Origin of the sequence: Simplicispira lacusdiani (assembly GCF_003604195.1) — a bacterium.
GTDB lineage: Bacteria > Pseudomonadota > Gammaproteobacteria > Burkholderiales > Burkholderiaceae_C > Simplicispira > Simplicispira lacusdiani.
In genome coordinates this window covers 1-25,553 of the sequence record NZ_QXGR01000004.1, presented here as the reverse complement: position 1 = coordinate 25,553, position 25,553 = coordinate 1, and the positions used below count along the sequence as shown (strand labels likewise).

Annotated in this window: 22 protein-coding genes; 4 read left to right on the top strand and 18 right to left on the bottom strand. The window is 68.7% G+C overall.

Annotated elements, in window-relative coordinates; translation table 11 throughout:
* Position 1: 1 nt before the first annotated feature.
* From D8S75_RS06275 to D8S75_RS06245, 7 genes are read right to left on the bottom strand one after another with little or no spacing between them, the layout of a single operon-like run.
* Entirely contained in the window at positions 2-910 is a 909-nt protein-coding gene (locus D8S75_RS06275; RefSeq protein ID WP_119965171.1) for a hydroxymethylglutaryl-CoA lyase, read from the bottom strand.
* A gap of 28 nt (positions 911-938) precedes the next feature.
* Positions 939-1,859 carry a 2-hydroxyacid dehydrogenase gene (locus tag D8S75_RS06270; RefSeq protein ID WP_119965169.1) on the bottom strand — a complete coding sequence of 307 codons (921 nt, stop codon included), beginning with the start codon at positions 1,857-1,859 and terminating at the stop codon, positions 939-941.
* A 37-nt stretch (positions 1,860-1,896) separates the two neighbouring features.
* Complete coding sequence (locus D8S75_RS06265; RefSeq protein ID WP_119965168.1) at positions 1,897-3,903, bottom strand: acetyl/propionyl/methylcrotonyl-CoA carboxylase subunit alpha; 2,007 nt, start codon at positions 3,901-3,903, stop codon at positions 1,897-1,899.
* The gene (locus tag D8S75_RS06260; protein ID WP_119965166.1) at positions 3,904-4,623 is read right to left on the bottom strand and encodes a DUF4126 domain-containing protein; all 720 of its coding nucleotides are present in this window, start codon (positions 4,621-4,623) and stop codon (positions 3,904-3,906) included.
* A 26-nt stretch (positions 4,624-4,649) separates the two neighbouring features.
* Positions 4,650-5,435, bottom strand: coding sequence for an enoyl-CoA hydratase/isomerase family protein (locus D8S75_RS06255; RefSeq protein ID WP_119965164.1), 786 nt, complete (start codon positions 5,433-5,435; stop codon positions 4,650-4,652).
* Positions 5,432-5,941, bottom strand: a complete 510-nt coding sequence (locus D8S75_RS06250) for a DinB family protein (RefSeq protein WP_119965163.1) — start codon at positions 5,939-5,941, stop codon at positions 5,432-5,434. The genes D8S75_RS06255 and D8S75_RS06250 overlap by 4 nt, the downstream gene beginning before the upstream one ends.
* A gap of 28 nt (positions 5,942-5,969) precedes the next feature.
* Positions 5,970-7,577, bottom strand: coding sequence for a carboxyl transferase domain-containing protein (locus D8S75_RS06245; RefSeq protein ID WP_119965161.1), 1,608 nt, complete (start codon positions 7,575-7,577; stop codon positions 5,970-5,972).
* Positions 7,578-7,809: 232 nt separating this feature from the next.
* On the opposite strand from D8S75_RS06245, the gene D8S75_RS06240 reads away from it, so the two are divergent.
* The 4 genes from D8S75_RS06240 to D8S75_RS17860 all read left to right on the top strand — a co-directional run bounded on the left by D8S75_RS06240 (position 7,810) and on the right by D8S75_RS17860 (position 14,882).
* Positions 7,810-8,799, top strand: coding sequence for an AraC family transcriptional regulator (locus D8S75_RS06240; RefSeq protein WP_119965160.1), 990 nt, complete (start codon positions 7,810-7,812; stop codon positions 8,797-8,799).
* A 71-nt stretch (positions 8,800-8,870) separates the two neighbouring features.
* Positions 8,871-9,539 (top strand): glutathione S-transferase family protein, encoded by a 669-nt coding sequence (locus D8S75_RS06235; protein WP_119965158.1) that lies wholly within the window; start codon positions 8,871-8,873, stop codon positions 9,537-9,539.
* 250 nt (positions 9,540-9,789) lie between these two features.
* Positions 9,790-12,957, top strand: coding sequence for a bifunctional diguanylate cyclase/phosphodiesterase (locus D8S75_RS06230; RefSeq protein WP_119965156.1), 3,168 nt, complete (start codon positions 9,790-9,792; stop codon positions 12,955-12,957).
* A 215-nt stretch (positions 12,958-13,172) separates the two neighbouring features.
* Positions 13,173-14,882, top strand: a complete 1,710-nt coding sequence (locus D8S75_RS17860; RefSeq protein WP_119965155.1) for a methyl-accepting chemotaxis protein — start codon at positions 13,173-13,175, stop codon at positions 14,880-14,882.
* A 33-nt stretch (positions 14,883-14,915) separates the two neighbouring features.
* On the opposite strand, the gene D8S75_RS06220 is transcribed toward D8S75_RS17860, so the two are convergent.
* The 11 genes from D8S75_RS06220 to D8S75_RS06165 all read right to left on the bottom strand — a co-directional run bounded on the left by D8S75_RS06220 (position 14,916) and on the right by D8S75_RS06165 (position 25,329).
* Entirely contained in the window at positions 14,916-15,578 is a 663-nt protein-coding gene (locus D8S75_RS06220; protein WP_119965153.1) for an HAD family hydrolase, read from the bottom strand.
* A gap of 53 nt (positions 15,579-15,631) precedes the next feature.
* Positions 15,632-16,039, bottom strand: a complete 408-nt coding sequence (locus D8S75_RS06215; RefSeq protein WP_119965151.1) for a YchJ family protein — start codon at positions 16,037-16,039, stop codon at positions 15,632-15,634.
* A gap of 67 nt (positions 16,040-16,106) precedes the next feature.
* A complete protein-coding gene (gene ppk2, locus D8S75_RS06210; protein ID WP_119965150.1) occupies positions 16,107-17,312 on the bottom strand; it encodes a polyphosphate kinase 2 in 1,206 nt (401 codons plus the stop codon).
* Between the two features lie 217 nt (positions 17,313-17,529).
* Positions 17,530-18,660, bottom strand: a complete 1,131-nt coding sequence (locus D8S75_RS06200) for an acyl-CoA dehydrogenase family protein (RefSeq protein ID WP_119965146.1) — start codon at positions 18,658-18,660, stop codon at positions 17,530-17,532.
* Between the two features lie 32 nt (positions 18,661-18,692).
* Positions 18,693-19,361, bottom strand: coding sequence for an SDR family oxidoreductase (locus D8S75_RS06195; protein ID WP_119965144.1), 669 nt, complete (start codon positions 19,359-19,361; stop codon positions 18,693-18,695).
* A gap of 68 nt (positions 19,362-19,429) precedes the next feature.
* Positions 19,430-20,620 carry an acetyl-CoA C-acyltransferase gene (locus D8S75_RS06190; RefSeq protein WP_119965142.1) on the bottom strand — a complete coding sequence of 397 codons (1,191 nt, stop codon included), beginning with the start codon at positions 20,618-20,620 and terminating at the stop codon, positions 19,430-19,432.
* 36 nt (positions 20,621-20,656) lie between these two features.
* The gene (gene aceK / locus D8S75_RS06185; RefSeq protein ID WP_119965141.1) at positions 20,657-22,468 is read right to left on the bottom strand and encodes a bifunctional isocitrate dehydrogenase kinase/phosphatase; all 1,812 of its coding nucleotides are present in this window, start codon (positions 22,466-22,468) and stop codon (positions 20,657-20,659) included.
* 38 nt (positions 22,469-22,506) lie between these two features.
* On the bottom strand, positions 22,507-23,166 hold the full coding sequence (gene can, locus D8S75_RS06180) for a carbonate dehydratase (RefSeq protein WP_119965139.1): 660 nt from the start codon (positions 23,164-23,166) through the stop codon (positions 22,507-22,509).
* A 38-nt stretch (positions 23,167-23,204) separates the two neighbouring features.
* Positions 23,205-24,395, bottom strand: coding sequence for an isovaleryl-CoA dehydrogenase (locus tag D8S75_RS06175; RefSeq protein WP_119965137.1), 1,191 nt, complete (start codon positions 24,393-24,395; stop codon positions 23,205-23,207).
* Between the two features lie 36 nt (positions 24,396-24,431).
* Positions 24,432-24,893, bottom strand: a complete 462-nt coding sequence (locus D8S75_RS06170) for a PaaI family thioesterase (protein ID WP_119965135.1) — start codon at positions 24,891-24,893, stop codon at positions 24,432-24,434.
* Positions 24,894-24,927: 34 nt separating this feature from the next.
* On the bottom strand, positions 24,928-25,329 hold the full coding sequence (locus tag D8S75_RS06165; protein ID WP_119965133.1) for a MerR family transcriptional regulator: 402 nt from the start codon (positions 25,327-25,329) through the stop codon (positions 24,928-24,930).
* Positions 25,330-25,553: the final 224 nt, after the last annotated feature.

Genomic DNA, 25,553 nt, shown 5'->3' with positions numbered 1-25,553 from the left:
GTCAGCCGGCCCGCTTGTTCAGCACCGCCACGGCCACGCGCGAATTGGGCTTGCGGCCCAGGAAGTCGCTGATATAGGCCCCGGCATCGACGAGCTTGTCGAGGTCGATGCCGGTCTCGATGCCCATGCCCTGGAGCATGAACACCAGATCCTCGGTGGCCACGTTGCCCGTGGCGCCCTTGGCGTAGGGGCAGCCGCCCAGGCCCGAGACGGAGGCCTGGAAATTCCACACGCCCAGCTCCAGCGCGGCCAGCGTGTTGGACAGCGCCTGGCCGTAGGTGTCGTGGAAATGGCCCGACACCGCGTCGATGCCGTAGTGCTGCAGCGTCGCCTCGATGGCGCGCTGCACCTTGTACGGCGTGCCCACGCCGATGGTGTCGGCCACGTCCACGCGCTGCACGCCGATGCCCTTCATCAGCCCCGCGAGGTAGGCCACCTGCCGAGGCGCGACCTCGCCCTCGTAGGGGCAGCCCACGGTGCAGCTCATGGCGCCGCGCACGCGGATGCCCGCCGCCAGCGCGGCCTCGACCACGGGGGCGAAGCGCTCGATGCTCTCGGCGATGGAGCAGTTGATGTTCTTGCGGCTGAAGGCCTCGCTGGCCGAGCCGAACACCACAATCTCGTCGGGCCGCGTTTTCACGGCCGCCTCGTAGCCCTGCAGGTTGGGCGTGAGCACGGAGTAGCGCACGCCAGCCTTGCGTTCGATGCCGGCCATGACGTCCACGTTGTCGGCCATCTGCGGCACCCACTTGGGGCTGACGAAGCTGGTGACCTCGATCTCCTGCAGGCCGGCGTCCTGCAGGCGGTGCACCAGGGCCACCTTGACCTCGGCGGGCACGGGAGTTTTCTCGTTCTGCAGGCCGTCGCGCGGGCCGACATCGATGATCTGGACACGGGAGGGGATGCTCATGGGAAGGTCCTTGGTGAATCGGGTTCGGTCAGTAGCCACGCCCGGGGTCCACGACACCGGCAATGGCCTCGCCGCGCTCCAGCGCGCCGATCTTGCCCGCGATCTGGGCGATGCTTTCGTCGCGCAGCGTGCGCGCCGAGGTGTGCGGCGTGGCGACGATGCGCGGGTGGTTCCAGAACGGGTGGCCGGCGGGCAGCGGCTCGGTGCGGAACACGTCCAGCGTGGCGCCCGCGAGGTGGCCGCTGTCCAGCAGCGCCAGCAGGTCGTCCTCGACCAGGTGCGCGCCGCGCGCGACGTTGATGAGGTAGCCGCCCGGCCGCAGGCGCGCGAGGGTGTCGCGGTTCAGGATGTTTTCCGTATCCGGCGTGAGCGGCAGCAGGTTCACCAGCACGCGGCTGGCGGCCAGGAAGCCGTGGAAGCCCTCCGGCCCGCTGAAGGCGCGGATACCGTCGAGCGCCTTGGGCGAGCGGCTCCAGCCGTTCACCGGAAAATCGAACTGCGCCAACGCCCGGGCCACGCGCTCGCCGAGCACGCCCAGGCCCATCACGCCCACGGGCAGGTCCTGGCGCAGGCGCGGCTTGCGGTAGGCCCACTGGCCCGCGCGCATGCCGGCCTCGTATTGGTCGAATTCACGGAAGTGGCGGATGACGGCGTGGCACACGTACTCGGCCATCTGCACGGCCATGCCGGCATCGTCCAGGCGCACCACGCGCGCCCCCGGCGGCAGGCGGCGCTGCAGCAGCGCATCGACGCCCGCGCCGATGTTGAACAGGGCCTTGAGACCCTGCTGCTCGTCCATGAACTGCTGGGGCGGGGCCCAGACGACGGCATAGTCGGCCACGGGCGCGCCGGGCTGCCAGACGGCGATCTCGGCCTGCGGGAAGGCGGCCCGCAGGCCCTGGAGCCAGGGCTCGGCCTTGGTATCGGTACAGCAAAAGGTGATCTTCATGGCCACCGAGCGTACCCCGCCCGCCGCGAAACTTCTGTCACTCCGCGGAAAGCTTGAGCAGCTCGGCGCCCTCGGCCACCTGGTCGCCCGGCGCGTAGAGCAGCTCCTGCACCACGCCGTCCACGGGCGCGGCGATGGTGTGCTCCATCTTCATGGCCTCCATCACGGCCAGGGCCTGGCCCTTGCTGACCTTGTCGCCCGCCTGCACCGCGAACGACACCACCTTGCCCGGCATGGGCGCGGTCAGGCGCCCGCCCTCGGACTGGTCCTCGCCCGCATGGGCCAGCAGGTCGATGGCGACGATCTGCGTGGCGCCCCGGGGCATGAACACATGGTCGGTTTCGCCCATGGCGTGCACCGTGGCGCGGGTGCGTTCACCCGCGTACTGCAGCTCGATGCCTCCGGCCACCGCCTGAAACACCAGCGGACCGGAAACGGCCTGGGCGCCCTCGCCCACCGTCAGGCGCAGGCCGCCGTCGTGCAGGTAGGTCAGGCTGGCCTTGGCGTGCGCGCCGTTGAAGTCGAACTCGAAGCGGCGCTCCACCAGACCGTGCGAGCGCCAGCCGTCGCGGCGGCTGAACGGGTCCGCGCCCTCGGTGGCGCGCTCGCGCAGCAGGGTCTGGGCCACGGCGGCGGCAGCCGCCAGCGGCAGGCCCACGCGCTCCTGCTTGAACAGCACGGACTCCTCGCGCGGGATCAGTGCGGTGTCGAGGTTGGCGTTGGCGAACGAATCGGTGCGCGCCACCATGCGCAGGAACTGCACGTTGGTGGCCAGGCCGACGATGTGGGTCTGGGCCAGCGCTTCGTCCAGGCGCGCCAGCGCCTGCTCGCGCGTGTCGCCGTGCACGATGAGTTTGGCCACCATGGAGTCGTAGAACGGGCTGATGGCATCGCCCTGGCGCACGCCGGAGTCCACACGCACCGCGCCGCGCTCGAAGGCCACGCAGTCGGGCAGGCCGTACACGGCGAGCTGGCCGGTGGCGGGCAGGAAGTTGTTGTCGGGGTTCTCGGCGCAGATGCGCGCCTCGATGGCGTGGCCGGTGATGCGCAGCTCGTCCTGCTGCAGCGGCAGCGGCTCGCCCGCGGCCACGCGCAGCTGCCATTCCACCAGGTCCTGGCCGGTGATGGCCTCGGTGACCGGGTGCTCGACCTGCAGGCGCGTGTTCATCTCCATGAAGAAGAAGTTCATGCTGCCATCGGGGCGCTGCTCAACGATGAACTCCACCGTGCCCGCGCCCACGTAGTGCACGGCGCGCGCGGCGGCCACGGCGGCCAGGCCCATCTGGGCGCGCATCTCGGGCGTCATGCCGGGCGCGGGGGCTTCCTCCAGCACCTTCTGGTGGCGGCGCTGCACCGAGCAGTCGCGCTCGAACAGGTAGACATAGTTGCCATGCGTGTCGCCGAACACCTGGATCTCGATGTGGCGCGGGCGCTGCACGTATTTCTCGATCAGCACGGCATCGTCGCCGAAGCTGTTGATCGCCTCGCGCTTGCACGACGCCAGCGCGGCCGCGAAGTCCTCGGCCTTGTCCACGGCGCGCATGCCCTTGCCACCGCCGCCGGCGCTGGCCTTGATGAGCACGGGGTAGCCGATGCGGTCGGCCTCGGCCTGCAACAGCGCGGCGTCCTGGTTGACGCCGTGGTAGCCGGGCACCAGCGGCACGCCGGCCTTCTCCATGAGCTGCTTGGACTCGGCCTTCAGGCCCATGTCCTTGATGGCCGAGGGCGGCGGGCCGATGAAGACCAGGCCGGCATCCTGGCAGGCCTGGGCGAACTCCTCGTTCTCGCTGAGGAAGCCGTAGCCGGGGTGGATGGCCTGGGCGCCCGTGGCCTGGGCGGCCTCGATGATGCGCTCCCAGCGCAGGTAGCTGTCCTTGGGGGCGCTGCCGCCGATGTGCACGGCCTCGTCGCACACGGCGACATGCTTGGCATTGGCGTCGGCGTCGGAATACACGGCGACGGTCTTGACGCCCATGCGCTTGGCAGTCGCCGCGACCCGGCATGCAATCTCGCCGCGGTTAGCAATCAGGATTTTGGTAAACATTTAGGCCACTCCAGGAGAACCAGAAAAAAACGAGGCAACGCGGCGCAGCACCGCGCGCAGGAATCGGAAAAGCAGCACCAGCAGCAGCGCCGACACGATGAGCATGAACACCAGCGCCACGCCGAACCACAGCGGGTGCTGCGTGGCCAGCCAGACCACGGCCACCACCAGGCCGTCTTCGAGGAAGGACAGCCCCCAGTTGGAAAACGGCTCGGGCGAGATATTGACCGCCGCGCGCGTGGTCATCTTGGTGGCCAGCGCCGTGGCCGACAGCGAGCCGCCCAGCAGGCCGGCGACCAGCGCCATGGTGGCGTTGTCGGCGCCGAACACCCCCGCCGCCAGCACCGCCCCCGCCGGGATGCGGATCACCGTATGCAGCGCATCCCAGGCACTGTCGAGCCAGGGCACCTTGTCGGCGAAGAACTCGACCAGCAGCATGAAGCCGCTCACCGCCAGCACCGCCGGGTGCTGCAGCACCTGCAGGCCCGGCGGCAACGCCAACCAGCCGGTCGCGCCCATCAGGCCGACGAGGAACACCACGGCATAGAGCCGGAACCCGCTGGCCCAGCCCAGCGCGGCCGCCAGCGCCAGCAGGCCCGGCATGTCGAGCTGGGCCGTGGCCCGTGCCGCGCCCTCGGCCACGCCCCGCGCGGTGCCCGCGTCCACATGCAGCCCCACGGTGTGGAGCCACTGGACGATGTGCAGCCAGAGCTGGTCCATGGTCGTTCAGGCGCATACGTGCGTGCTCAGGCCTGCAACCACGCCGGTTTGCGTTTTTGCAGGAAGGACTGCACGCCCTCCCGGCCCTCTTCGCTCGCGCGGATGTCGGCGATGCCTTCGACGGTGGCGGCAATCAAGGGGGCGTCGATCTCGCGTTCGGCCACGTCCTGCACCAGCTGCTTGCAGGCGCGCACGGCGTTCGGGCTGGCGCTGACCAGGGCTTTGACGATGTCATCGACCTTGGCATCGAGCTGGTCGGCGGCCACGACTTCGTGCACGAAGCCGATGCGCAACGCCTCGGCGGCGCCGAAGCGCTCGGCGGTGAGGAAGTAGCGGTGCGCGGCACGCGCGCCCATGGCACGGATCACGTAGGGGCTGATGGTGGCCGGGATCAGGCCGAGCTTGACCTCGCTGAGGCAGAAGCCCGCCGTGTCCACCGCCACGGCCATGTCGCAGGCCGCCACCAGGCCCATGCCGCCAGCGTACACATCGCCCTGCACGCGGGCCACGGTCGGCTTGGGGCAGGCGTAGATCACGCGCAGCATCTCGGCGAGCTTGCCCGCGTCCGCGATGTTCTCGGCGCGCGTGTAGTCGGCCATGCGGCGCATCCAGTTGAGGTTGGCGCCGGCGCAAAAGGCCGGGCCCTCGGCGGCCAGCATGACGGCGCGCACGTCGGAACGGGCCCCCACGTCAAGGAAGGCGGCGGTGATCTCGGCGATGACTTCGTCGCTGAAGGCGTTGCGCACCTCGGGCTGGGTCAGCGTGATGCGCGCGACCGGGCCCGACTGGGTGATGGAAAGGTTCTGGCTCATGGCAAATGCGGGTTCTGCAGGAAATAGACGAGATCGAGCTCTGGGCAGGGCTGGCCGAGCGCGGTGAGCGCCGCCGTGATCTGCCCGCGGTGGTGCGTGCCGTGGTTGAACACATGCGCCAGCGTGGCGGCGAACGGCAGCGATGCTGGGGTGCCGCGCATGGTGGTGTACGACAACAGGCCGCTCCAGCGCGCCGGCTCGATACCGGCGATCAACGGCTCCCAGCGCGCCGCGCCCTCGCGCAGGCGCGCGGCCAGGCGCGCGCGGTCGCTCTCCACCTCGGCGTCCAGCGCCACGCGCGGCGAGCCGCCCTCGGCGAAGCGCACGAACCACAACAGGTGCTCGCCCACCAGCAGGTGGTTGAGCGTGCCGTGGATGCCGCGGAAGAACAGGCCCAGGTCACGCCGGTAGTCCGCCTCGGGCAGCGCGTCCACGGCTTGAAGCAGGCGCTCGGTGGCCCACACGTTGTAGCGTGCGAGCTGGCCAAAGTGGGCTGCGGCGTCCATGGTGCGTTCCGTGTGGCGGCGTGCGTTCTTACATGCGGAACACGCCGAACTTGGTGTCCTCGATGGGCGCGTTGCGCGTGGCCGAGAGGCCCAGCGCCAGCACGCGGCGCGTGTCGGCGGGGTCGATCACACCGTCGTCCCACAGGCGCGCGGTGGCGTAGTAGGGGTGGCCCTGCTCTTCGTACTGGCGGCGGATGGGGGCCTTGAAGGCCTCTTCCTCCTCCATGCTCCACTGGCCGCCCTTGCCTTCGATGCCGTCGCGCTTGACGGTGGCCAGCACGCTGGCGGCCTGCTCGCCGCCCATCACGGAGATGCGCGCGTTGGGCCACATCCAGAGGAAGCGCGGGCTGTAGGCGCGGCCGCACATGCCGTAGTTGCCGGCGCCGAAGCTGCCGCCGATGATGATGGTGAACTTGGGCACGGCCGCCGTGGCCACGGCCGTCACCAGCTTGGCACCGTGGCGCGCGATGCCTTCGTTCTCGTACTTGCGGCCCACCATGAAGCCGGTGATGTTCTGCAGGAACACCAGCGGGATCTTGCGCTGGCAGCACAGCTCGATGAAGTGCGCGCCCTTCTGCGCGCTCTCGCTGAACAGGATGCCGTTGTTGGCGATGATGCCGACCTGCATGCCCTCGACACGGGCGAAGCCGCACACCAGGGTGCTGCCAAAGCGCGCCTTGAACTCGTCGAACTCGCTGCCGTCGACGATGCGGGCAATGATCTCGCGCACGTCGAAGGGCTTGCGCGTGTCCACGGGGATCACGCCGTACAGCTCTTCCGCTGCATATTTAGGAGCTACTGGCGCAGTATCGGCGGGCGTTTGCGGCTTGTTTTTATTCAAATTCGCGACCGCGTGGCGCGCCAGCTTGAGCGCGTGCAGATCGTTCTGCGCCAGGTGGTCGGCCACGCCCGACAGGCGCGTGTGCACGTCGCCACCGCCCAGGTCCTCGCTGCTGACCACCTCGCCCGTGGCGGCCTTCACCAGCGGCGGGCCGCCCAGGAAGATGGTGCCCTGATTCTTCACGATGATGGATTCATCGCTCATCGCGGGCACGTAGGCGCCGCCGGCCGTGCAACTGCCCATGACCACGGCGATCTGGGAGATGCCTTGCGCGCTCATGTTGGCCTGGTTGAAGAAGATGCGGCCGAAATGCTCGCGGTCGGGGAACACGTCGTCCTGGTTGGGCAGGTTGGCGCCACCGGAGTCCACGAGGTAGATGCAGGGCAGGCGGTTCTGCGCCGCCACTTCCTGCGCGCGCAGGTGCTTCTTCACCGTCATGGGGTAGTAGGTGCCGCCCTTCACCGTGGCGTCGTTGCACACGATCATGCAGTCCACCCCGCTCACGCGGCCGATGCCGGCGATCAGGCCCGCGCCCGGCGCGTCGTTGTTGTACATGTTCAGCGCGGCCAGCGGCGCCAGTTCCAGGAAGGGCGTGCCGGGGTCGAGCAGGTTCGCCACGCGCTCGCGCGGCAGCAGCTTGCCGCGCGCCACATGCTTGGCGCGCGCGGCCTCGCCACCGCCTTCGAAGGTCTTGGCGATCTGCGCGTTCAGGTCGTCCACCACCGTGCGCATGGCGGCGGCGTTGGCCTGGAAGTCGGCCGAGCGGGCATTGAGTTGGGTCTGCAAAACAGGCATGGGGCTCTTTCAAGGGGCGGGTGGGGGCAACGAGCCCGGAAGGCTCTTGCCTGCGCCATTCCAGCGCGATGGTTCAGCCCCGAGAATACGCCCGGGTGCGTCGTCAAGGTTGCCAGCGTGGTTGCAAATAACGCCACGAAAGGCCAAACTGCACCCCGTGAACACATCCGCCCGCTCCGCGCCCTCCGCCCCCCTGGCCTCGCCCGCACCGGCGTCCCCCGCCGTTACGCCCATGGCCTTCGTCCAGGCCATCGTGCAGGCCTGCCTGCAGGCCGGGCGCGACCCCGTCCCACTGCTGCAACAGGCACAAATCGCGCCACAGGAAGTGGAAAACCCTGCCGCCCGCGTGACCGCCTGGCAGTTCGAGCGGTTGTCGGGTCTGGCCATGCAGGCGCTGGACGACGAGGCGCTGGGCTGGTTCCAGCGCCGCCTGCCCTGGGGCAGCTATGGGCTGCTGGCGCGCGCCTCCATCAGTTCGCCCACGCTGGGCGTGGCGCTCCTGCGCTGGTGCCGCCACCATGGCCTGCTGCAGGAGGACGTCACGCTGCACCTGGAGAGCGAGGGCGGCACGGCCACGCTCTCGCTCACCGCCCACCGCGACCTCGGGCCGTTCCGCGAGTTCTGCCCGGTGTCGGTGCTGCGCAACGCGCACGGCCTGGCCTGCTGGTTCATCGACTCGCGCATTCCGCTGCTGGGCGCGCAGTTTCCGTTCCCCCGGCCCGCGCACCACGACGCCTATGCCGTGCTGTTCCCGGGCCCCACGCGCTTTGGCACCGGCCCGGCCGCCCTCCGCTTCGACGCGCGCTACCTGCAGCTCCCGCTGCAACGCGACGAGGCCGCGCTGCGCCTGATGCTGCAGCGCGCCCTGCCGCTCACGGTGCTGCAGTACCGGCGCGACCGCCTGCTGGTGCAGCGCGTGCGCCATGCCCTGGCCGCCGATCCGGGCGCCGCGCACAGCGCCGAGGCCCTGGCGCAGCGCCTGCACCTGTCGCCCCGCACCCTGCACCGCCAGCTCAAGGACGAGGGCGCCTCGCTGCAGGGACTCAAGGACGAGGTGCGGCGCGAGCGCGCCATCGCCCTGCTGCACCGCACCGACCGCCCCATCAAGCAGGTGGCGCACGAGGCGGGCTTCACCAACGACAAGAGCTTCATCCGCGCGTTCCGGGGCTGGACGGGACAGTCTCCCGCCGAATTCCGCCGCAAGGCACGCTCTCCGGCGTGATCCGCGCCGCCGCTGGCAGCTTTTGTGCCGCCCCCGCCAATAGACTGAAGGCGCTGGAAATTTCACTGCCCATGATCCACCTCCACCACTGCGTCAGCGCCCGCTCGTTCCGCCCCCTGTGGATGCTCGAAGAGCTGCGGCGCCCCTACCAGCTCCACATGCTGCCGTTCCCGCCGCGCGTGCATGCGCGGGATTTTCTCGGCCACAACCCGCTGGGCACCGTGCCCCTGCTGGTGCATGGCGAGACGCGCATGACCGAGTCGGGCGCCATGTGCCAGTACCTCGCCGCCCTGCAGCCCGAGGCGGGCCTGGGCGTGGAGGCCAGCGATCCGGCGTTCGGCGGCTACCTCAACTGGTTGCACATGAGCGACGCCACCCTGACCTTCCCGCTGACCCTGGTGTTGCGCTACACGCATTTCGAGCCGCCCGAGCGCCTGCAGCCCCAGGTGGCGCAGGACTACGGCCGCTGGTTCCTGGCGCGGCTGCGCGCCGTGGAGGCCGCGCTCGGCCACGGCGAATGGCTGTGCGCCGGCCGCTTCACCGCGGCCGACGTGGCGGTGGGCTACGCGCTGCTGCTGGCCTGGCACCTGGGCCTGGAGCCGCAATTCGGCCCCGCCACGCGTGCCTACTGGCAGCGGCTGCGGCAGCGCCCGGCCTACCAGCGCGCGCTGGCGGCCCAGCACCAGGCGGCGCTGGACCAGGGCGTGCCCGCGACGCCCTCGCCCGATCTACGGCCCTGACCCAAGCCTAGCGGCCACCCCGGGGCGCGACGACGTTTACACGTCGAAACAATTTCACGCCTTCACCCCGGCATGAACCCCTCGCAACCCAGGGGGGATTGAGCGCGCGGGCAGCACATGCGCCGCCATCGCCCCATGCTTGGTACGTGCTTGCCGTGGACACGGACGGTTTCCCCAGGCCCAATGGCCCGCAAGGCGATCCCGTGGACACGCCAGCACACCCATTCTTCCCGGCCCTGAACCCGCCCTGATGAAAGCCCCTCTCCGCGCCTATCTCCTGCTGCTGGTGGTTGCACTGGTCATCCCGCTGATCGGGACGCTCGGCTACAACGTGCTGCGCGACGCGGAGGACACGCTGGCCCAGGCGCGGGCGGCGCAGCGCCCGCTGGCGGCCAGCATCGCCGCCGACCTGTCGCGCAAGATCGCATCCACGCACGAGACCTTGCGCCTGATCGCCGAACGCCCCCGGGTCCAGGCCATGGACCCCCTGCAGTGCGACAGCGTGCTGGCGGACCTGCACACGCTGACACCCGAGTATTCCAACATCGTCTACACCGACCGCGTGGGCAACACGCTGTGCTCGGCCGTGCCGCTGCCGGCCAACCGGCCGGTGAACGTGGGCGGCACCGACTGGTTCCAGAAGGTCATGGCCGAGCAGCGCTTCAGCGTCGGGCGGCCCCACATCGGCCCGATCACGGGCAAGTGGGTCTCGGTGCTGAGCATGCCCGTGCGCGAACCCGGCGGCGAGGTCGTGGGCGCGGTGCACCTGCCCCTCAACCTGCGGGCGTTCCGCCCCAGCCTGGGATCACGGGAGCTGCCGCCGGACAGCCGCTACGGCATCATCGGCATCGATGGCACGCTGATCTGGCGCAACGAAGACCCGGGAGGCCTCATCGGCACCCGGCCCGACTGGGCCACGGCCAGCAAGATCGCCGAGATGCGCAGCGGCGATTTCGAGCTGGCCGGCATTGACGGCATCGCGCGCTACTACTCCACCACGCCCATCCCGGAAACCGACTGGGTCGCATTCTTCGGCGTGCCCAGCGCCCCGATCGCCGAGCACACCCGCAGCCGCGCCCTCACCAACGCCGCCCTGGGCATGTTCATCATCCTGGGCCTGGTGCTGTTCGCCCTGGCGCTGGCGCGCCGCATCGAGCGCCCTATCGGCTCGCTGAGGCAGGCCGTGCAGGAGTTCAGCCAGGGTGGGCAAGGCGTGCTGGCCGAGCCCTCCGGCCCCGTGGAACTGGTCGAACTGGCCACGGGCTTCAACACCATGGTGGCGGACCGGCTGCGGATCGAGGCCGAGCTCGATGCCCAGCGCCGCGAGCTTCAGGCGGCCAAGGACCGCATCGACCAGGCGATGCTGATCGCCCAGATGGGCATGTGGCGCTGGGACCTGCCAACCCAGACGGTGCACAGCGACGAGATCCTGGCGCGCATCTTCGGCTACACCCCCGACGAGATGGCCCAGCTCCCGGTGGACACCTGGCGGCACCGGACGCACCCCGACGACCTGCGCACGCTGGACCGCTCGCTGCGCATCTGCCTGAAAGGCGTGACCGAGCAGTTCGAGGCCGCGCAGCGCATCCGGCACAAGGATGGCCGCTGGATCTGGGGCCTGTGGCGCGGCCGCGTGACCGAGCGTGACGCCCGGGGCCGGGCTCTCACCATGGTGGGATCGTTCCACGACGTCACCGAGCGCATGCAGTCGCACGAGAAGCTGCAGCTGGCGGCCAGCGTGTTCACCCACGCGCGCGAGGGCATCATGATCACCGACCCGCGCGGCACCATCATCGATGTGAACGACACGTTCACGCAGATCACCGGCTACACGCGCGAGGAGGCGCTGGGCAACAACCCGCGCATGCTCCAGTCGGGACGGCAGAGCCCCGAGTTCTATGCCGCCCTCTGGCGCACCCTCACGGCGCAGGGCCACTGGACGGGCGAGATGTGGAACCGCCGCAAGGATGGCTCGCTGTTCGCCGAAATCATCACCATCAGCGCCGTGCACAGCGCCAGCGGGGAAGTGCAGCACTACGTGTCGCTGTTCACCGACATCACCGAGATCAAGGAGAACGAGCGCCAGCTGGAGCATGTGGCCCACTACGACGCGCTGACCGGCCTGCCCAACCGCGTGCTGCTGGCCGACCGGCTGCAGCAGTCCATGCTGCGCTGCCAGCGCACGGGCCAGTCGCTGGCGGTGGCCTTCCTCGATCTGGACGGCTTCAAATCCGTCAACGACCACCATGGCCACGAGCGCGGCGACGAACTGCTGGTGGCGCTGGCCCACCGCCTCAAGACCGCTCTGCGCGATGGCGACACCCTCTCGCGCATCGGCGGCGACGAATTCGTGGCCGTGCTGGTGGACCTGGAGCACGCGCAGGACTGCGAGCCCGTGCTGGAACGCATGCTGCACGCGGCCGCCGACCCGATGCACGTGGGCGACGCCCTGCTGCAGGTCTCGGCCAGCATCGGCGTGACGCTGTACCCCACCGACGGCGTGGAGCCCGACCTGCTCATCCGCCACGCCGACCAGGCCATGTACCTGGCCAAGCAGGCGGGCAAGAACCGCTACCACCTGTTCGACGTGGCCCACGACACCGCCGTGAAGACCCAGCGCGAGGAGATCGACCGCATCCGCAAGGCCCTGGCGCGCGAAGAGTTCGTGCTGCACTACCAGCCCAAGGTGAACATGCGCACCGGCGTGGTCCTCGGTGCGGAGGCCCTGATCCGCTGGCAGCACCCCGAGCGTGGATTGCTCTCGCCCGCCAGTTTCCTGCCGGCCATGGCGGGCCACGCCATCAGCATCGAGGTGGGTGAATGGGTGCTGGCCACGGCGCTGCGCCAGATGGCGCAATGGCGGACCGAGGGGCTGGACCTGGCGGTGAGCGTGAACATCGACGCCCTGCAGCTGCAGACCGAGGGCTTCGTGAAGCGGCTGGCGGAACTGCTCGCGGCCCAGCCCGACGTGCGGCCCGACCGCCTGGAGCTGGAAATCCTGGAAACCAGCGCGCTGGAGGACATCGCCCATGTCTCCGACATCATGCACCGCTGCCAGGCGCTGGGCGTGCGCTTCGCGCTCGACGATTTCGGCACCGGCTACTCCTCGCTCACCTACCTCAAGCGCCTGAACGCCGAGGTCATCAAGATCGACCAGAGCTTCGTGCGCGACATGCAGAGCGACCCGGACGACCTGGCCATCGTGCGGGGCGTCATCGGCCTGGCCGACGCCTTCCGCCGCGAAGTCATCGCCGAGGGGGTGGAGACCATCGCGCACGGCAGCCTGCTGATCCCCCTGGGCTGCGAGCAGGCGCAGGGCTACGGCATTGCCCGCCCCATGCCCGCCAGCGAGCTGCCCGGCTGGGTGCGCCACTGGAAACCCGACGCCACATGGACGGGATATGGCATCCAGATCTGACCCCGCCGCCCCGCTCCCGCGCCACGCCACTGCGGGCAAACCCTTATGGACGCCAGGCCCTTTCACTGGCTGCAAGCTTTTTGCAAGCCTGCCCTGAATAACATGCGGTTACATCTCATTCGCACAACCCTACCGGGTTGCCCGCCAGGGCGGCATCCAGCCCGCCACGACCCGCCGGCCCACCGGCCGGCTCCTACTCTCACGGAGATCTTCCCATGGATATATCAGCCTGGAAGGTGCGCACGCGCCTGAGCACCGGCTTTGGCGCCGTCTGCGCGCTGCTGCTCCTGTGCATCGGCATGGGCCTGGTCTCGATGGGCCGCATGAAGGCCGACCTGGGCCAGATCGCCCACGAACGCTGGCCCCGGATCTCGGCATCGACGACGATCCTGACCCAGGTTGACGCCATCGCCATCGCCCTGCGCAACATGATGCTGACACAGGAGGGCGCCGACCGGCAGCGCCAGGTCGAGGTGATCGCCCAGGCGCGCAAGACGATCGGCGCGCGCATCGAGGAGCTGGAGAAAAGCATGACGGCCGGACCGGACCGGCAGCTTCTGAACCGCGTCACCGAACAGCGCAGCCGGTACATCGCCGGCCAGGAAGCCCTGGTGGCCCTGATCCTGGCCGACCAGCCGGACGAGGCCAAGGCCTACCTGAGCGGCAAGCTGCGGCCCGTGCTGGGCGCCTACAAGGAAGCCATCGCGGCCATGATCGAGCATGAATCGGCCGGCATCGCCGCCGATGCCAGCGCCGCCACCGCCACCTACCAGACGGCACGCACCACGCTCATCGCGCTGGGCCTGCTGGCGCTGGCGCTGGCTGCGGGCCTGGGCACGCTGATCACGCGCAGCCTGCTGCGCGAGCTGGGCGGCGAGCCCCGCACCGCCGCCGACCTGGCACGCGCCGTGGCGCAGGGTGACTTCACGCGCACGGTGGCCGTGCGCGCCGGAGACACGCAGAGCCTGCTGGCGCAGCTGTCCACCATGCAGGCGGGCCTGGCCGAGGTGGTGTCCCAGGTGCGGCGCGGCTCGGAAAGCGTGGCCATGGCCAGCGCGGAGATCGCCCAGGGCAACCAGGACCTGTCCGCGCGCACGGAAAGCCAGGCCAGCGCGCTGGAACAGACCGCGGCCTCGATGGAAGAGCTGGGCGCGACGGTGCGGCAGAACGCCGACAGCGCCCGCCTGGCCAATGAGCTGGCGCAGAGCGCCTCGACCGTGGCGGCCCGGGGCGGCGACGCGGTGGGCCAGGTGGTGCAGACCATGAAGGGCATCAACGAAAGCTCCCACAAGATCAGCGACATCATCGGCGTGATCGACGGCATCGCCTTCCAGACCAACATCCTGGCCTTGAATGCCGCCGTGGAAGCGGCGCGCGCGGGCGAGCAGGGCCGGGGCTTTGCCGTGGTGGCCAGCGAGGTGCGCAGCCTGGCCGGGCGCAGCGCCGACGCGGCCCGGGAGATCAAGGCCCTGATCCACGCCAGCGTGGAGCAGGTGCAGCAGGGCAGCACCCTCGTGAACCAGGCGGGCGAGACCATGGGCGAGGTGGTGGACAGCATCCGCCGCGTGACCGACCTGATGGGAGAAATCAGCTCGGCGAGCCGCGAACAGGCGTCGGGCGTGGCGCAGGTGAGCGAGGCCGTCACGCAGATGGACCAGACCACGCAGCAGAACGCCGCGCTGGTGGAGGAAATGGCCGCCGCCGCGAGCAGCCTCAACGCCCAGGCCCAGGCCCTCGTGGAATCGGTGGCGGTGTTCCAGCTGGGCGCGGGCCACGCGGCATCGGCCCCGGTCCGCGCGCCCGCCGCGCACCGCCCGCCCGCCCGTCCGGCACCAGCCGCCGTGCGCCAGGCGCCGGCCCCGCGTACCACGGCGGCCAAGCTGCCCGCCGCCACGGCCGACGACACCCACTGGGAATCGTTCTGACCCCGGCGCGGGTCCGCGCCAGGGAACAGGGAATCACCCCAGCAGCCCGGGCAACTCGCCCATGTGCTTCATGACCTGCACGGCCCCGGCGGCGCGCAGCGCCTCGGGCGAGCCATGGCCCACGGACGAGGGGCTGTAGCCCACCACGGTGGCGCCCGCCGCCACGCCCGCGGCAACGCCGGTCACCGTGTCCTCCACCACCAGGCAGCGCGCGGGTGGCACGCCCACGGCGGCGGCTGCCGCCAGGTAGACATCGGGCGCGGGCTTGGTGGCCGGCATCTCGTGGCCGCTGAAGACGCGGCCCGCGAAGAACGGCGCCAGGCCCACCTTTTCCAGCTGCATCTCGACCTTGAAACGGTCGGCCCCCGAGGCGCAGGCGATGCGCCCGCCGAGCCGCGCATGCACGGCGCGCACGGCCTCGACCGCGCCCTCGATGGCCTGCAGCTCGGCTTCCAGCCGCGCATTGCGGCGGGCGTAGAACGCCGCCATCCAGGCGTCGGTGAGGGGTTTGCCGGTGTGCGCCTCGATGCGCGCGGCCTCGCTGCGCACCGTCTTGCCGATGAAGAGGCGCATGCACTCCTCGGACGACAGCGCCCAGCCCGCTTCGTTGAGCATGGTGCACAGCACGCCGTTGGTGATGGGTTCGCTGTCGACGAGCACGCCGTCGCAGTCGAACAGGATTGCTTCAAATTTCATAGCTGTTAGCGCTTATGGGGCGGGACTCAAAGCCCGATTTCATTCAAACCCTGCTATCGGATGTCGCCATCGACGTAGTACCAGCGCCCGGCCTCGTGCACGAAGCGGCTGCGTTCATGCAGGCGCACGGCGCGCCCGCCCACGCGGTAGCGCGCCACGAATTCGACCTCGGCCCGTTCCGGCCCGGTGGCCTGGTGGCCGCGCACCTCCAGCCCGAGCCAGCGCGCGCCCGGGTCCAGGTCCAGCGCGGCCGGGCGCGTGCTGGCGTGCCAGGTGGCCCGCAGGTAGTCGGCGTGCCCGCGCACGAAGGCGGTGTAGCGCGAGCGCATGAGGCTTTCGGCGTCGGGAGCGGGCGCGCCGTCCCAGTGGTCGATGTAGCGGCCGCAGCATCCGGCGTAGGACCGGGGCACGCCCCGGTCGCCGGTGCGGCCGCAGGGGCAGGGGTCGGCGGGTGAAGTCATGGAGGCGGGTGTCGGAAGCAAGGCAGCCGCCATTGTCGCCAGAACCGCCACCCGGGCGGCCCGGCACTCACAGAAGGGCGCCCGCCTTCTCGCCGCGCTCGTACACCACATGCGCCCGGCCCACGATCAGCGGGTCGAGCTTGCCGATGGTGTCGGCCGCCTTCTTGGCATAGGGCAGCTTGTGCAGCACGTAGCGCATGGCGTTGAGGCGCGCGCGCTTCTTGCAGTCGCTCTTGATGACGGTCCAGGGCGCGTCGGCCGTGTCGGTGTCGAAGAACATGGCCTCCTTGGCGCGCGTGTAGTCTTCCCACTTGTCGAGCGAGGCCATGTCGATGGGGCTGAGCTTCCACTGCTTGAGCGGGTGCACCTCGCGCTCCTTGAAGCGGCGGCGCTGCTCGGCCCGGCTCACCGAGAACCAGAACTTGATGAGGTGCACGCCGCTGCGCACCAGGTGGCGCTCGAACTCGGGCGCCTGGCGCATGAACTCGTGGTATTCGCCGTCGGAGCAAAAGCCCATGACGCGCTCCACGCCCGCGCGGTTGTACCAGCTGCGGTCGAACAGCGCGATCTCGCCGGCCGTGGGCAGGTGCTGGATGTAGCGCTGGAAGTACCACTGGCCGCGCTCGACGTCGCTGGGCTTTTCCAGCGCCACCACGCGCGCGCCGCGCGGGTTCAGGTGCTCCATGAAGCGCTTGATGGCGCCGCCCTTGCCGGCCGCGTCGCGCCCCTCGAACAGGATCACCACGCGCTGACCGGTCTCCTTGACCCAGGCCTGGAGCTTGAGCAGTTCCACCTGCAGCAGGTACTTCTGCTCCTCGTAGGTACCGCGGCGCATCAGGTGCTTGTAGGGATAGCCGCCGTCGCGCCAGCCCTGCGCGAGTTCGTCGTCGGGGTGGCCCTTGCCGATGATGGACCCGGCCTCCTGCGCGGCGCCGGCCAGCAGGGCCTGGCGCAGCACCTCCCGGTCGTCCTGCGAGGCACCTTCGAGCATCGCGCGCAGCGCCGAGGCACGCTGGCGCGCCGGCAGGCCGGTGTTGGCCACCAGGTCCTGCACGGCGGCCCACTGGCTGCCTTGCGCGGCCTGCGTGGTCTCGCGCTGCACATGGCGGGCCACGGCGGACGGTGTCAGCGTGGGAGCGGTGTCGCCCCGGCGCGCGGCGCGCGGGCGGGCGGCCTGCGGCGTGGCGCGTGCCGCACGGCGGCGGACCGGGGTGCTGGAAGGGGAATCGGTGGCCGTCGCATCAACGGCCGGTGCGGTGTCTTTGGCGCTCATGGATACATTCTGTCACCAGAGTGCAAGGCGCACCAGTGCGACCGCAGCCCACAGCCAGCCATCCGCAGTGCATGCACCCACGGCGCGGCCCAGGCCGGCGGCCACCGCGCAAGGGCCGCCCCGCCGCGCTGGTGGCGTTCCCCTTCCCCGCATCGCGCAGCGAGGCGAGAGAGAAGGGGGAAGGCGCGCAGCGCCTCAGGGGGTTGCCCCCTTCTCCTCACGCCAGCGCGCGCTGGATGATGATCTTCTGCACGTCGCTCGTGCCTTCGTAAATTTGGCACACGCGCACGTCGCGGTAGATGCGCTCGACCGGGAAGTCGTTCACCACGCCGTAGCCGCCCAGCGTCTGGATGGCGGCGCTGCAGACGCGCTCGGCCATCTCGCTGGCGAAGAGCTTGGCCATGGCGGCTTCTTTCAGGCAGGGCTGGCCCGCGTCGCGCAGCGCGGCGGCGTGCCAGATGAGTTGGCGCGCGGCCTCGATCTGCGTGGCGCAGTCGGCCAGGCGGAAGCCCACGGCCTGGTGGTTGAAGATGGGCGTGCCAAAGCTCTCGCGCTCCTTGGAATACGCCAGCGCCGCATCAAACGCGCTGCGCGCCATGCCCACGCTCTGCGCGGCGATGCCGATGCGCCCGCCCTCCAAGGCGCCCAGCGCGATCTTGTAGCCCTCGCCCTCGGCGCCGATGAGGTTCTCGGCCGGGATGCGGCAGTTGTCGAAGTTGATCTGCGCCGTGTCGCTGCTGTGCTGGCCCAGCTTGTCTTCCAGACGCGCCACCACGTAGCCGGGGTTGCTGGTGGGCACGAGGAAGGCGCTCATGCCCTTCTTGCCCGCGCCCTTGTCGGTGACGGCGATGACGATGGCCACATGGCCGTTCTTGCCGCTGGTGATGAACTGCTTGACGCCGTTGATCACGTATTCGTCGCCCTGCTTCACGGCCGTCGTCCTGAGTGCCGAGGCATCGGAGCCGACATGCGGCTCGGTCAGGCAGAAGGCGCCGAGCATCTCGCCCTGCGCCAGCTTGGTGAGCCAGTCGCGCTTTTGCTGCGCGTTGCCGTAGCGCATGAGGATGGCGTTGACGGGGCAGTTGGTCACGCTGATCGCCGTGCTGGTGCCGCCGTCGCCGGCGGCGATCTCTTCGAGCACCAGGGCCAGCGTGAGGTAGTCCAGGCCAGCGCCGCCCAGGTCTTCGGGCACGCAGATGCCATAGGCGCCCAAGGCAGCCAGGCCCTGGTGGGCGTCGCGCGGGAAGTGGTGTTCCTTGTCCCAGCGCGCGGCGTGGGGCCACAGTTGCTCCTGGGCGAAGGCGCGCACGGCGTCGCGGATCATTTCCTGGTCTTGGGTCAGCAGCATGGGGTCTCCGTCAATGTGGTTTCAGTGGGCGTTCACCAGTGAGCGGCGCGCTGGCCGTCGTGGTGCAAGAGCCGGCCCTTGTCGGCGGGGGTGAGGTGGGCGAGGGTGTGGCGCATGCCGCGCACGCTGTCTTGCACGCTGAGCGGCGCGTGCTCGCCACCCATGTCGGTGCGCACCCAGCCGGGGTCGATGGTGACCAGCGTCGCGCGCGGGTAATCGTGCTGCGCGGCCGCCACGGCCATGTTGAGCGCGGCCTTGCTGGCGCGGTAGAGCCAGGCGCTGCTCTCGCCCACGCTGCCGATCTGCGACATGGACGAGGACAGGAAGGCGAACACGCCGCCCGCGGCCTCCACCATCGGCGCGACCTGCGGGATGGCCTGCATGGCGCCGAGCACGTTGGCGTGCATCACGGCGTCGAAATCGGTTTGCGTGGGCGGCGTGCGCGCGCCGGGGCGGCGCATCACGCCGGCCACGTAGAGCGCGACGTCGATCTCCTCGCCGTCGAGCTGCCAGGCCAGGCCGCTGACGCTGGCGGGGTTGGCCACATCCACGGTCAGGGCCTGGGCGCCGAGCGCCTGCACGCGCGCGCGGCCTGCCTCGTCGCGCACGGTGGCGATGACACGGCAGCCCTCGGCGGCGTACTGGCGCGCCAGCTCCAGGCCGATGCCGCGCGAAGCGCCGATCACCAGGACAGTAGGCATTGAATATGAATTAAATAGGCCTCCAGCACCCTATATAAAAGCGCTAGAAGCTACTAATTCGATAGCAATCAAACCAGCTCGATCGCCATGGCCGTGGCCTCGCCGCCGCCGATGCACAGCGTGGCCAGGCCCTTCTTCTTGCCGCGCGCCTGCAGCGCGTGCAGCAGCGTGACCAGGATGCGCGCGCCCGAAGCGCCGATGGGGTGCCCCAGCGCGCAGGCGCCGCCGTTGACGTTGACCTTCTCGTGCGGCACCTTCAGGTCGGCCATCAGCGCCATGGGGACAACGGCGAAGGCTTCGTTGATTTCCCACAGGTCCACGTCGTCCACCTTCCAGCCGGCCTTCTTCAGGGCCTTCTCGGTCGCGCCCACCGGGGCGGTGGTGAACCACTCGGGCTCCTGCGCGTGCGTGGCGTGGGCGACGATTTTCGCCAGGGGCTTGCAGCCGAGTTCCAGAGCGGTGGACTGGCGCATCAGCACCAGGGCGGCGGCGCCGTCGTTGATGCTGGAGCTGGCGGCGGCGGTGATGGTGCCGTCCTTCTTGAACGCGGGCTTGAGCGTGGGGATCTTGTCCAGGCGGATCTTCAGCGGGCCTTCGTCCTGCGCCACCGTGACCTCGCCCTTGCGGGTGCTGAAGGTGACGGGGGTAATCTCGGCCTTGAACGCGCCCGAGTTGATGGCGTCCTGGGCGCGCTGCACGCTGGCCATGGCGAAGGCGTCCTGCTGCTCGCGCGTGAACTGGTACTTGGCGGCGCAATCCTCGCCAAAGGTACCCATGGAGCGGCCGGCCTCGTAGGCGTCTTCCAGGCCGTCGAGCATCATGTGGTCGAAGATCTTGTCGTGGCCCATGCGGTAGCCGCCACGGCCTTTCTTGAGCAGGTAGGGGGCGTTGGTCATGCTCTCCATGCCACCCGAGACCATCACGTCGCGGCTGCCCGCCACGAGCTGGTCGTGCGCGAGGATGGTGGCTTCCATGCCGGCGCCGCACATCTTGGACAGCGTCACCGCGCCGGTGCTGCGCGGCAGGCCGCCCTTGAAGCCGGCCTGGCGCGCGGGCGCCTGGCCCTGGCCCGCCATCAGGCAGTTGCCGAACAGCACTTCATCGACCTTTGCGGGCGCCACGCCCGCGCGCTCGACGGCGGCCTTGATGGCGGCGCCGCCCAAGTCATGCGCGGCGAGGTCGGAAAAATCGCCCTGGAAGCCCCCCATGGGGGTGCGGGCGGCGCCGACGATGACGATGGGGTCTTGGGATGCGGACATGGAAGATCTCCTAGGTGAAATGAGGGGAAAACGGAATCAGATGCCCTGGGCTTCGTGGGCGTGCGAGAAGCGGCGGCTGACGTCGTAGGGGAACACGTCGTACACATGGCCCGCGAGGATGCGCTCCTTGTGCGACTGCCAGAACTCCACGCCGAGCAGGTCGGCATGGTGCTGCATGAACACCTCGCGCACGGCATCGTTGCCGAGCAGGAAGGGGCCGAAGGTTTCGGGGAAGACGTCGCGCGGGCCGACGGTGTACCAGATCTCGCCGCTCATCTCTTCCTCCTCGTTGCGCGGCGTGGGTACGCGGCGGAAATTGCAGTCGGTGAGGTATTCAATCTCGTCGTAGTCGTAGAACACGACCTTGCCGTTGCGCGTGACGCCGAAGTTCTTCCAGAGCATGTCGCCGGGGAAGATGTTGGCGGCCACGAGGTCCTTGATGGCGTTGCCGTACTCGATGACGCTGCGCTCCATCTGCTGGCGCGCGCGCGCGTCCGAGAGGCCGGTGTCGAAGGCCTCCTGCAGGTAGATGTTGAGCGGGATCATGCGCCGCTCGATGTAGAGGTGCTTGATGATGACCTCCTGCTGGCCGTCACCGTCGCGGTCGCTGATTTCGAGCTGGCTGGGCGCGAATTTCTCGATCTCTGCGATCAAGGCATCGTCAAACCGGTCGCGCGGAAAGGCGACTTCGCTGTATTCGAGCGTATCGGCCATGCGGCCCACGCGGTCGTGCTGCTTGACCAGCAGGTACTTGCCCTTGATCTGTTCGCGCGTGGTTTCCTTCTGGTGCGGAAAGTAGTCCTTGATGAGCTTGAACACGAAGGGAAAGCTCGGCAGGTCGAACACCAGCATCACCATGCCCTTGATGCCGGGCGCGATGCGGAACTGGTCGCTGGAATGCTTGAGGTGGTAGAGAAAGTCGCGGTAGAACAGCGTCTTGCCCTGCTTGGCCAGGCCCAGGGCGTTGTAGATCTCGGCGCGCGGCTTGCGCGGCATGAGGCTGCGCAGGAACTGCACGTAGGCGCTGGGGATCTCCATGTCCACCATGAAGTAGGCGCGCGCGAAGCTGAACAGCATCTGCAGGTCGTCCTCGCCGAACAGCGCCGCGTCGATGGTGAGCTTGCCCGCCTCGTTGTGCAGGATGGGCAGGGCGAACGGCACCTCGTTGAAGCCGTTGATGATCTTGCCCACCACGTAGGCGCCCTTGTTGCGAAAGAACAGGCTGGAGAGCACCTGGATCTGGAAGTTGGCGCGCAGGCGCACCTTGTCCAGCCGCCCTTGCATGGCGCCGAGCACATGGCGCAGGTCGCGCGGCAGGTCGTCGAACTCGCGCTGCAGCTGGAAGTTGTCCACGATGCGCAGCAGCGTCTCGAACAGGTTCTCGCGCGAAGGGTAGTAGGCGCGGTAGGTGGGGCGCGCGGCGGGCTCCTCGTTCTCGATGTATTCGGTGCTGACCGCCGGCCGCACGAAGATGAAGTTGTTGTGGAAATGCGTGCGGTGCAGGATCTTGGTGGTGACCGAGTTGAAGAAGGTCTCGGCCAGTTCGGGCTGGTGGTGGTCCACCAGCAGGCCGATGTAGTGCAGCTTGACCTGGTGCCACACGTCCATGGGCTGCTGGCCGGCCTTGAACTCCTTCTCCAGCCGCATCGTGCATTCCTTGACGCGCAGGTCGTAGAACTCGATGCGCTCGCGCTGGGCGCGCTGCTGGCCGTGCCAGTCTGCGGTCTCGAAGCGGTGCTTGGCGCGCGCGGATTCAGTGCGGAACAGGCGGTAATGGCGGTTGAACCCGTCCATCATCGCCTTGGCGATGTCGTAGGCTTGGGGCGAATCAAGGCGCTGTGGAAACATGGGCGTGGGCGTCCAGTGTGAACGGGAGCCCCCTGACTTTAGCGCCGCGCCGCGGCCACCCCCGCCACGGCGGCCTTGTAGAGGGAGTCGATGCCCTGGCTGCCGGCCACCGTCATGTGCAGGTTGTTGATGAGGCCGTCCTTGAGACCGTAGCACCAGCCGTGCAGATGCACCTTCTGCCCGCGCGCCCAGGCATCCTGCATCACGGTGGTGTGCGCGATGTTCACCACCTGCTCGATGGCGTTGAGCTCGCACAGCGCGTCGTGGCGCCACTCTGGCGCGATCGAGGCGATGAGGTCGCGGTGGCGGTCGCGCACATCCTTGACGTGGCGGATCCAGTTGTCGGCCAGACCCACGCGGATGTCCTGCAACGCTGCCAGCACGCCGCCACAGCCGTAATGGCCTACGACCATGAGGTGCTCGATTTGCAGCTGGTCCACCGCGTACTGGATGGTGGAGAGGCAGTTGAGATCGGTCGGCACCACCACGTTGGCCACGTTGCGGTGCACGAAGACCTCGCCCGGCTCCAGCCCGGTGATTTGGTTGGCAGGCACCCGGCTGTCCGAGCAGCCCACCCACATGTACTTGGGCTTTTGCTGCGCCATCAGTTGGGTGAAGAAGCCAGGCCGGTCGCGCTGCATCTGCGCGGCCCATTCACGGTTGTGGACGAACAGGTCATCAATCGAATCGGTGGCCATGGCTTCTTTCCTCGTGGTGGCTGGGGGACAGGGTGTGGTCAGCAGGTTTCGGCGAACAGTTCGCGGCCGATCAGCATACGGCGGATTTCGCTGGTGCCGGCGCCGATCTCGTACAGCTTGGCGTCGCGCCAGAGACGGCCCAGCGGGTACTCGTTGATGTAACCGTTGCCGCCGAAGATCTGGATGCCGTCGCCCGCCATTTTCGTGGCCTGCTCGGCGCACCACAGGATGACGCTGGCGCAGTCCTTGCGCACCTGGCGCACATGCTCGGTGCCCAACATGTCGAGGTTCTTGGCCACGGTGTAGGCGAACGAGCGGCCCGCCTGCAGCAGGGTGTACATGTCGGCGACCTTGCCCTGGATGAGCTGGAATTCGCCGATGCTCTGGCCGAACTGCTTGCGGTCGTGGATGTAGGGCACCACGTTGTCCATCACGGCTTGCATGATGCCCAGCGGGCCGCCGGTGAGCACGGCGCGCTCGTAGTCCAGGCCGCTCATCAGCACCTTGGCGCCGTTGTTCACGCCACCCAGCACGTTCTGCGCGGGCACTTCCACGTCCTGGAACACCAGTTCGCCCGTGTGGCTGCCGCGCATGCCCAGCTTGTCGAGCTTCTGGGCGATGGAGAAGCCCTTCATGCCCTTCTCGATCAGGAAGGCCGTGACACCGCGCGCGCCCAGTTCGGGCTCGGTCTTGGCGTAGACCACCAGGGTGTCGGCATCAGGGCCGTTGGTGATCCACATCTTGCTGCCGTTGAGCAGGTAGTAACCGCCCTTGTCCTCGGCCTTGAGCTTCATGCTGATGACGTCCGAGCCGGCGCCCGGCTCGCTCATGGCCAGCGCGCCCACGTGCTCGCCGCTGATCAGCTTGGGCAGGTATTTTTTCCGCTGCTCGTCGTTGCCGTTGCGCTTGATCTGGTTCACGCAAAGGTTGCTGTGCGCGCCGTAGCTCAGGCCCACCGAAGCCGAGGCGCGCGAGATTTCCTCCATGGCCACCATGTGCGCCAGGTAGCCCATGTTGGCGCCGCCGTACTCCTCGGACACCGTGATGCCCAACACGCCCAGGTCGCCCATCTTGCGCCACAGATCCATGGGGAACTGGTCGCTGTGGTCGATCTCCGCGGCGCGGGGTGCGATCTCGGACTGCGCGAAATCACGCACCGCGTCGCGCAGGGCATCGACCTCTTCGCCCAGCTGGAAGTTAAGGCCCGGAATGTTGGCGGGAATGCTCATGGTGTTCTCCTGTGTGAGTGGTTGTTGCGGGCCTTCTCAGCCCTTGATTTCCTGGCGGCCGGTGACGGTCATCAGGGTGCAGCCCATGGTGGCCACGAGTTTTTCCTGCCCGCCGGACAGCGCATAGGCGCGCCCCTCGCTCACCGTGATGGTGCGGCCCGGCTTGAGCACACGCCCTTCCATGCGGAAGTGTTCGCCCTGAGCGGGCGCCAGCAGATTGATTTTGAATTCAATGGTGAGCACCGCCGCGTCGGCGGGCATGAGGGTGAAGGCTGCGTAACCGCAGGCGGAGTCAAGCGCCGTAGCCACCATGCCCGCATGCAGAAAACCGTGCTGCTGCGTCAGCGCCTGTGCCCAGTCCAGCTCGATATCGACCGCCCCAGGCTCCAACAGGCCCAGCCGTGCGCCGAGCGTCTGCATGGCCCCTTGGCGCGCAAAACTCTCTTGCACGCGCTGTGCGAAGTGGGGGTCGCGAGGCTCCAAGCGGGGGGTGTTCATGCGCCGTCCTAATTTACGTTTACGTAAACGTCAATTATGCGGGATTTTTGCCTGCTTTGCCCAGCAGGGCGCGCGCCTCTTTTTCATGCTCCTTGACTTCATCCAGATTGGCCTGCAAATCGGCCATCTGTTCTTCGAGTTGTCTGCGGTGCTGTTCGAGCACATTGAGGAACTTCTGTAGCTGCACGTTGGTGTCGCGCGGGCTATCGTAGAGATCGATGATTTCCTTGGCCTCGGTGAGTGACAGGCCCAGGCGCTTTGCGCGCAGCGTCAGTTTCAAGCGCGTGCGATCGCGCGGGCTGTAGGTACGGGTGCGCCCGCCTGGCCCGGTGCGCTCGGGCTGCAGGAGACCCATGTCCTCGTAAAAGCGCATGGCGCGGGTGGTGAGGTCGAACTCTTTAGCGAGATCTCTGATGGTGTATGTGGTGCTGGCCATGGTGTCGTGCGGGCTTGTTGCAAAGTTGCACAGATGACAGGCCTGTAGCCCGATCATCCCTACAATGGCTTCAAGGATGACGTTTACGTCAACGTAAATCCTACCCCAAGCCAATCTCCATGAACAGCCTTACCGGACAGATTTCGAACGCCCAAAGCAGAAACGCCCCGCTCATTGCTGAGAGGGGCGTTGCTGGGCTGTAAGAGCCTGACGATGACCTACTT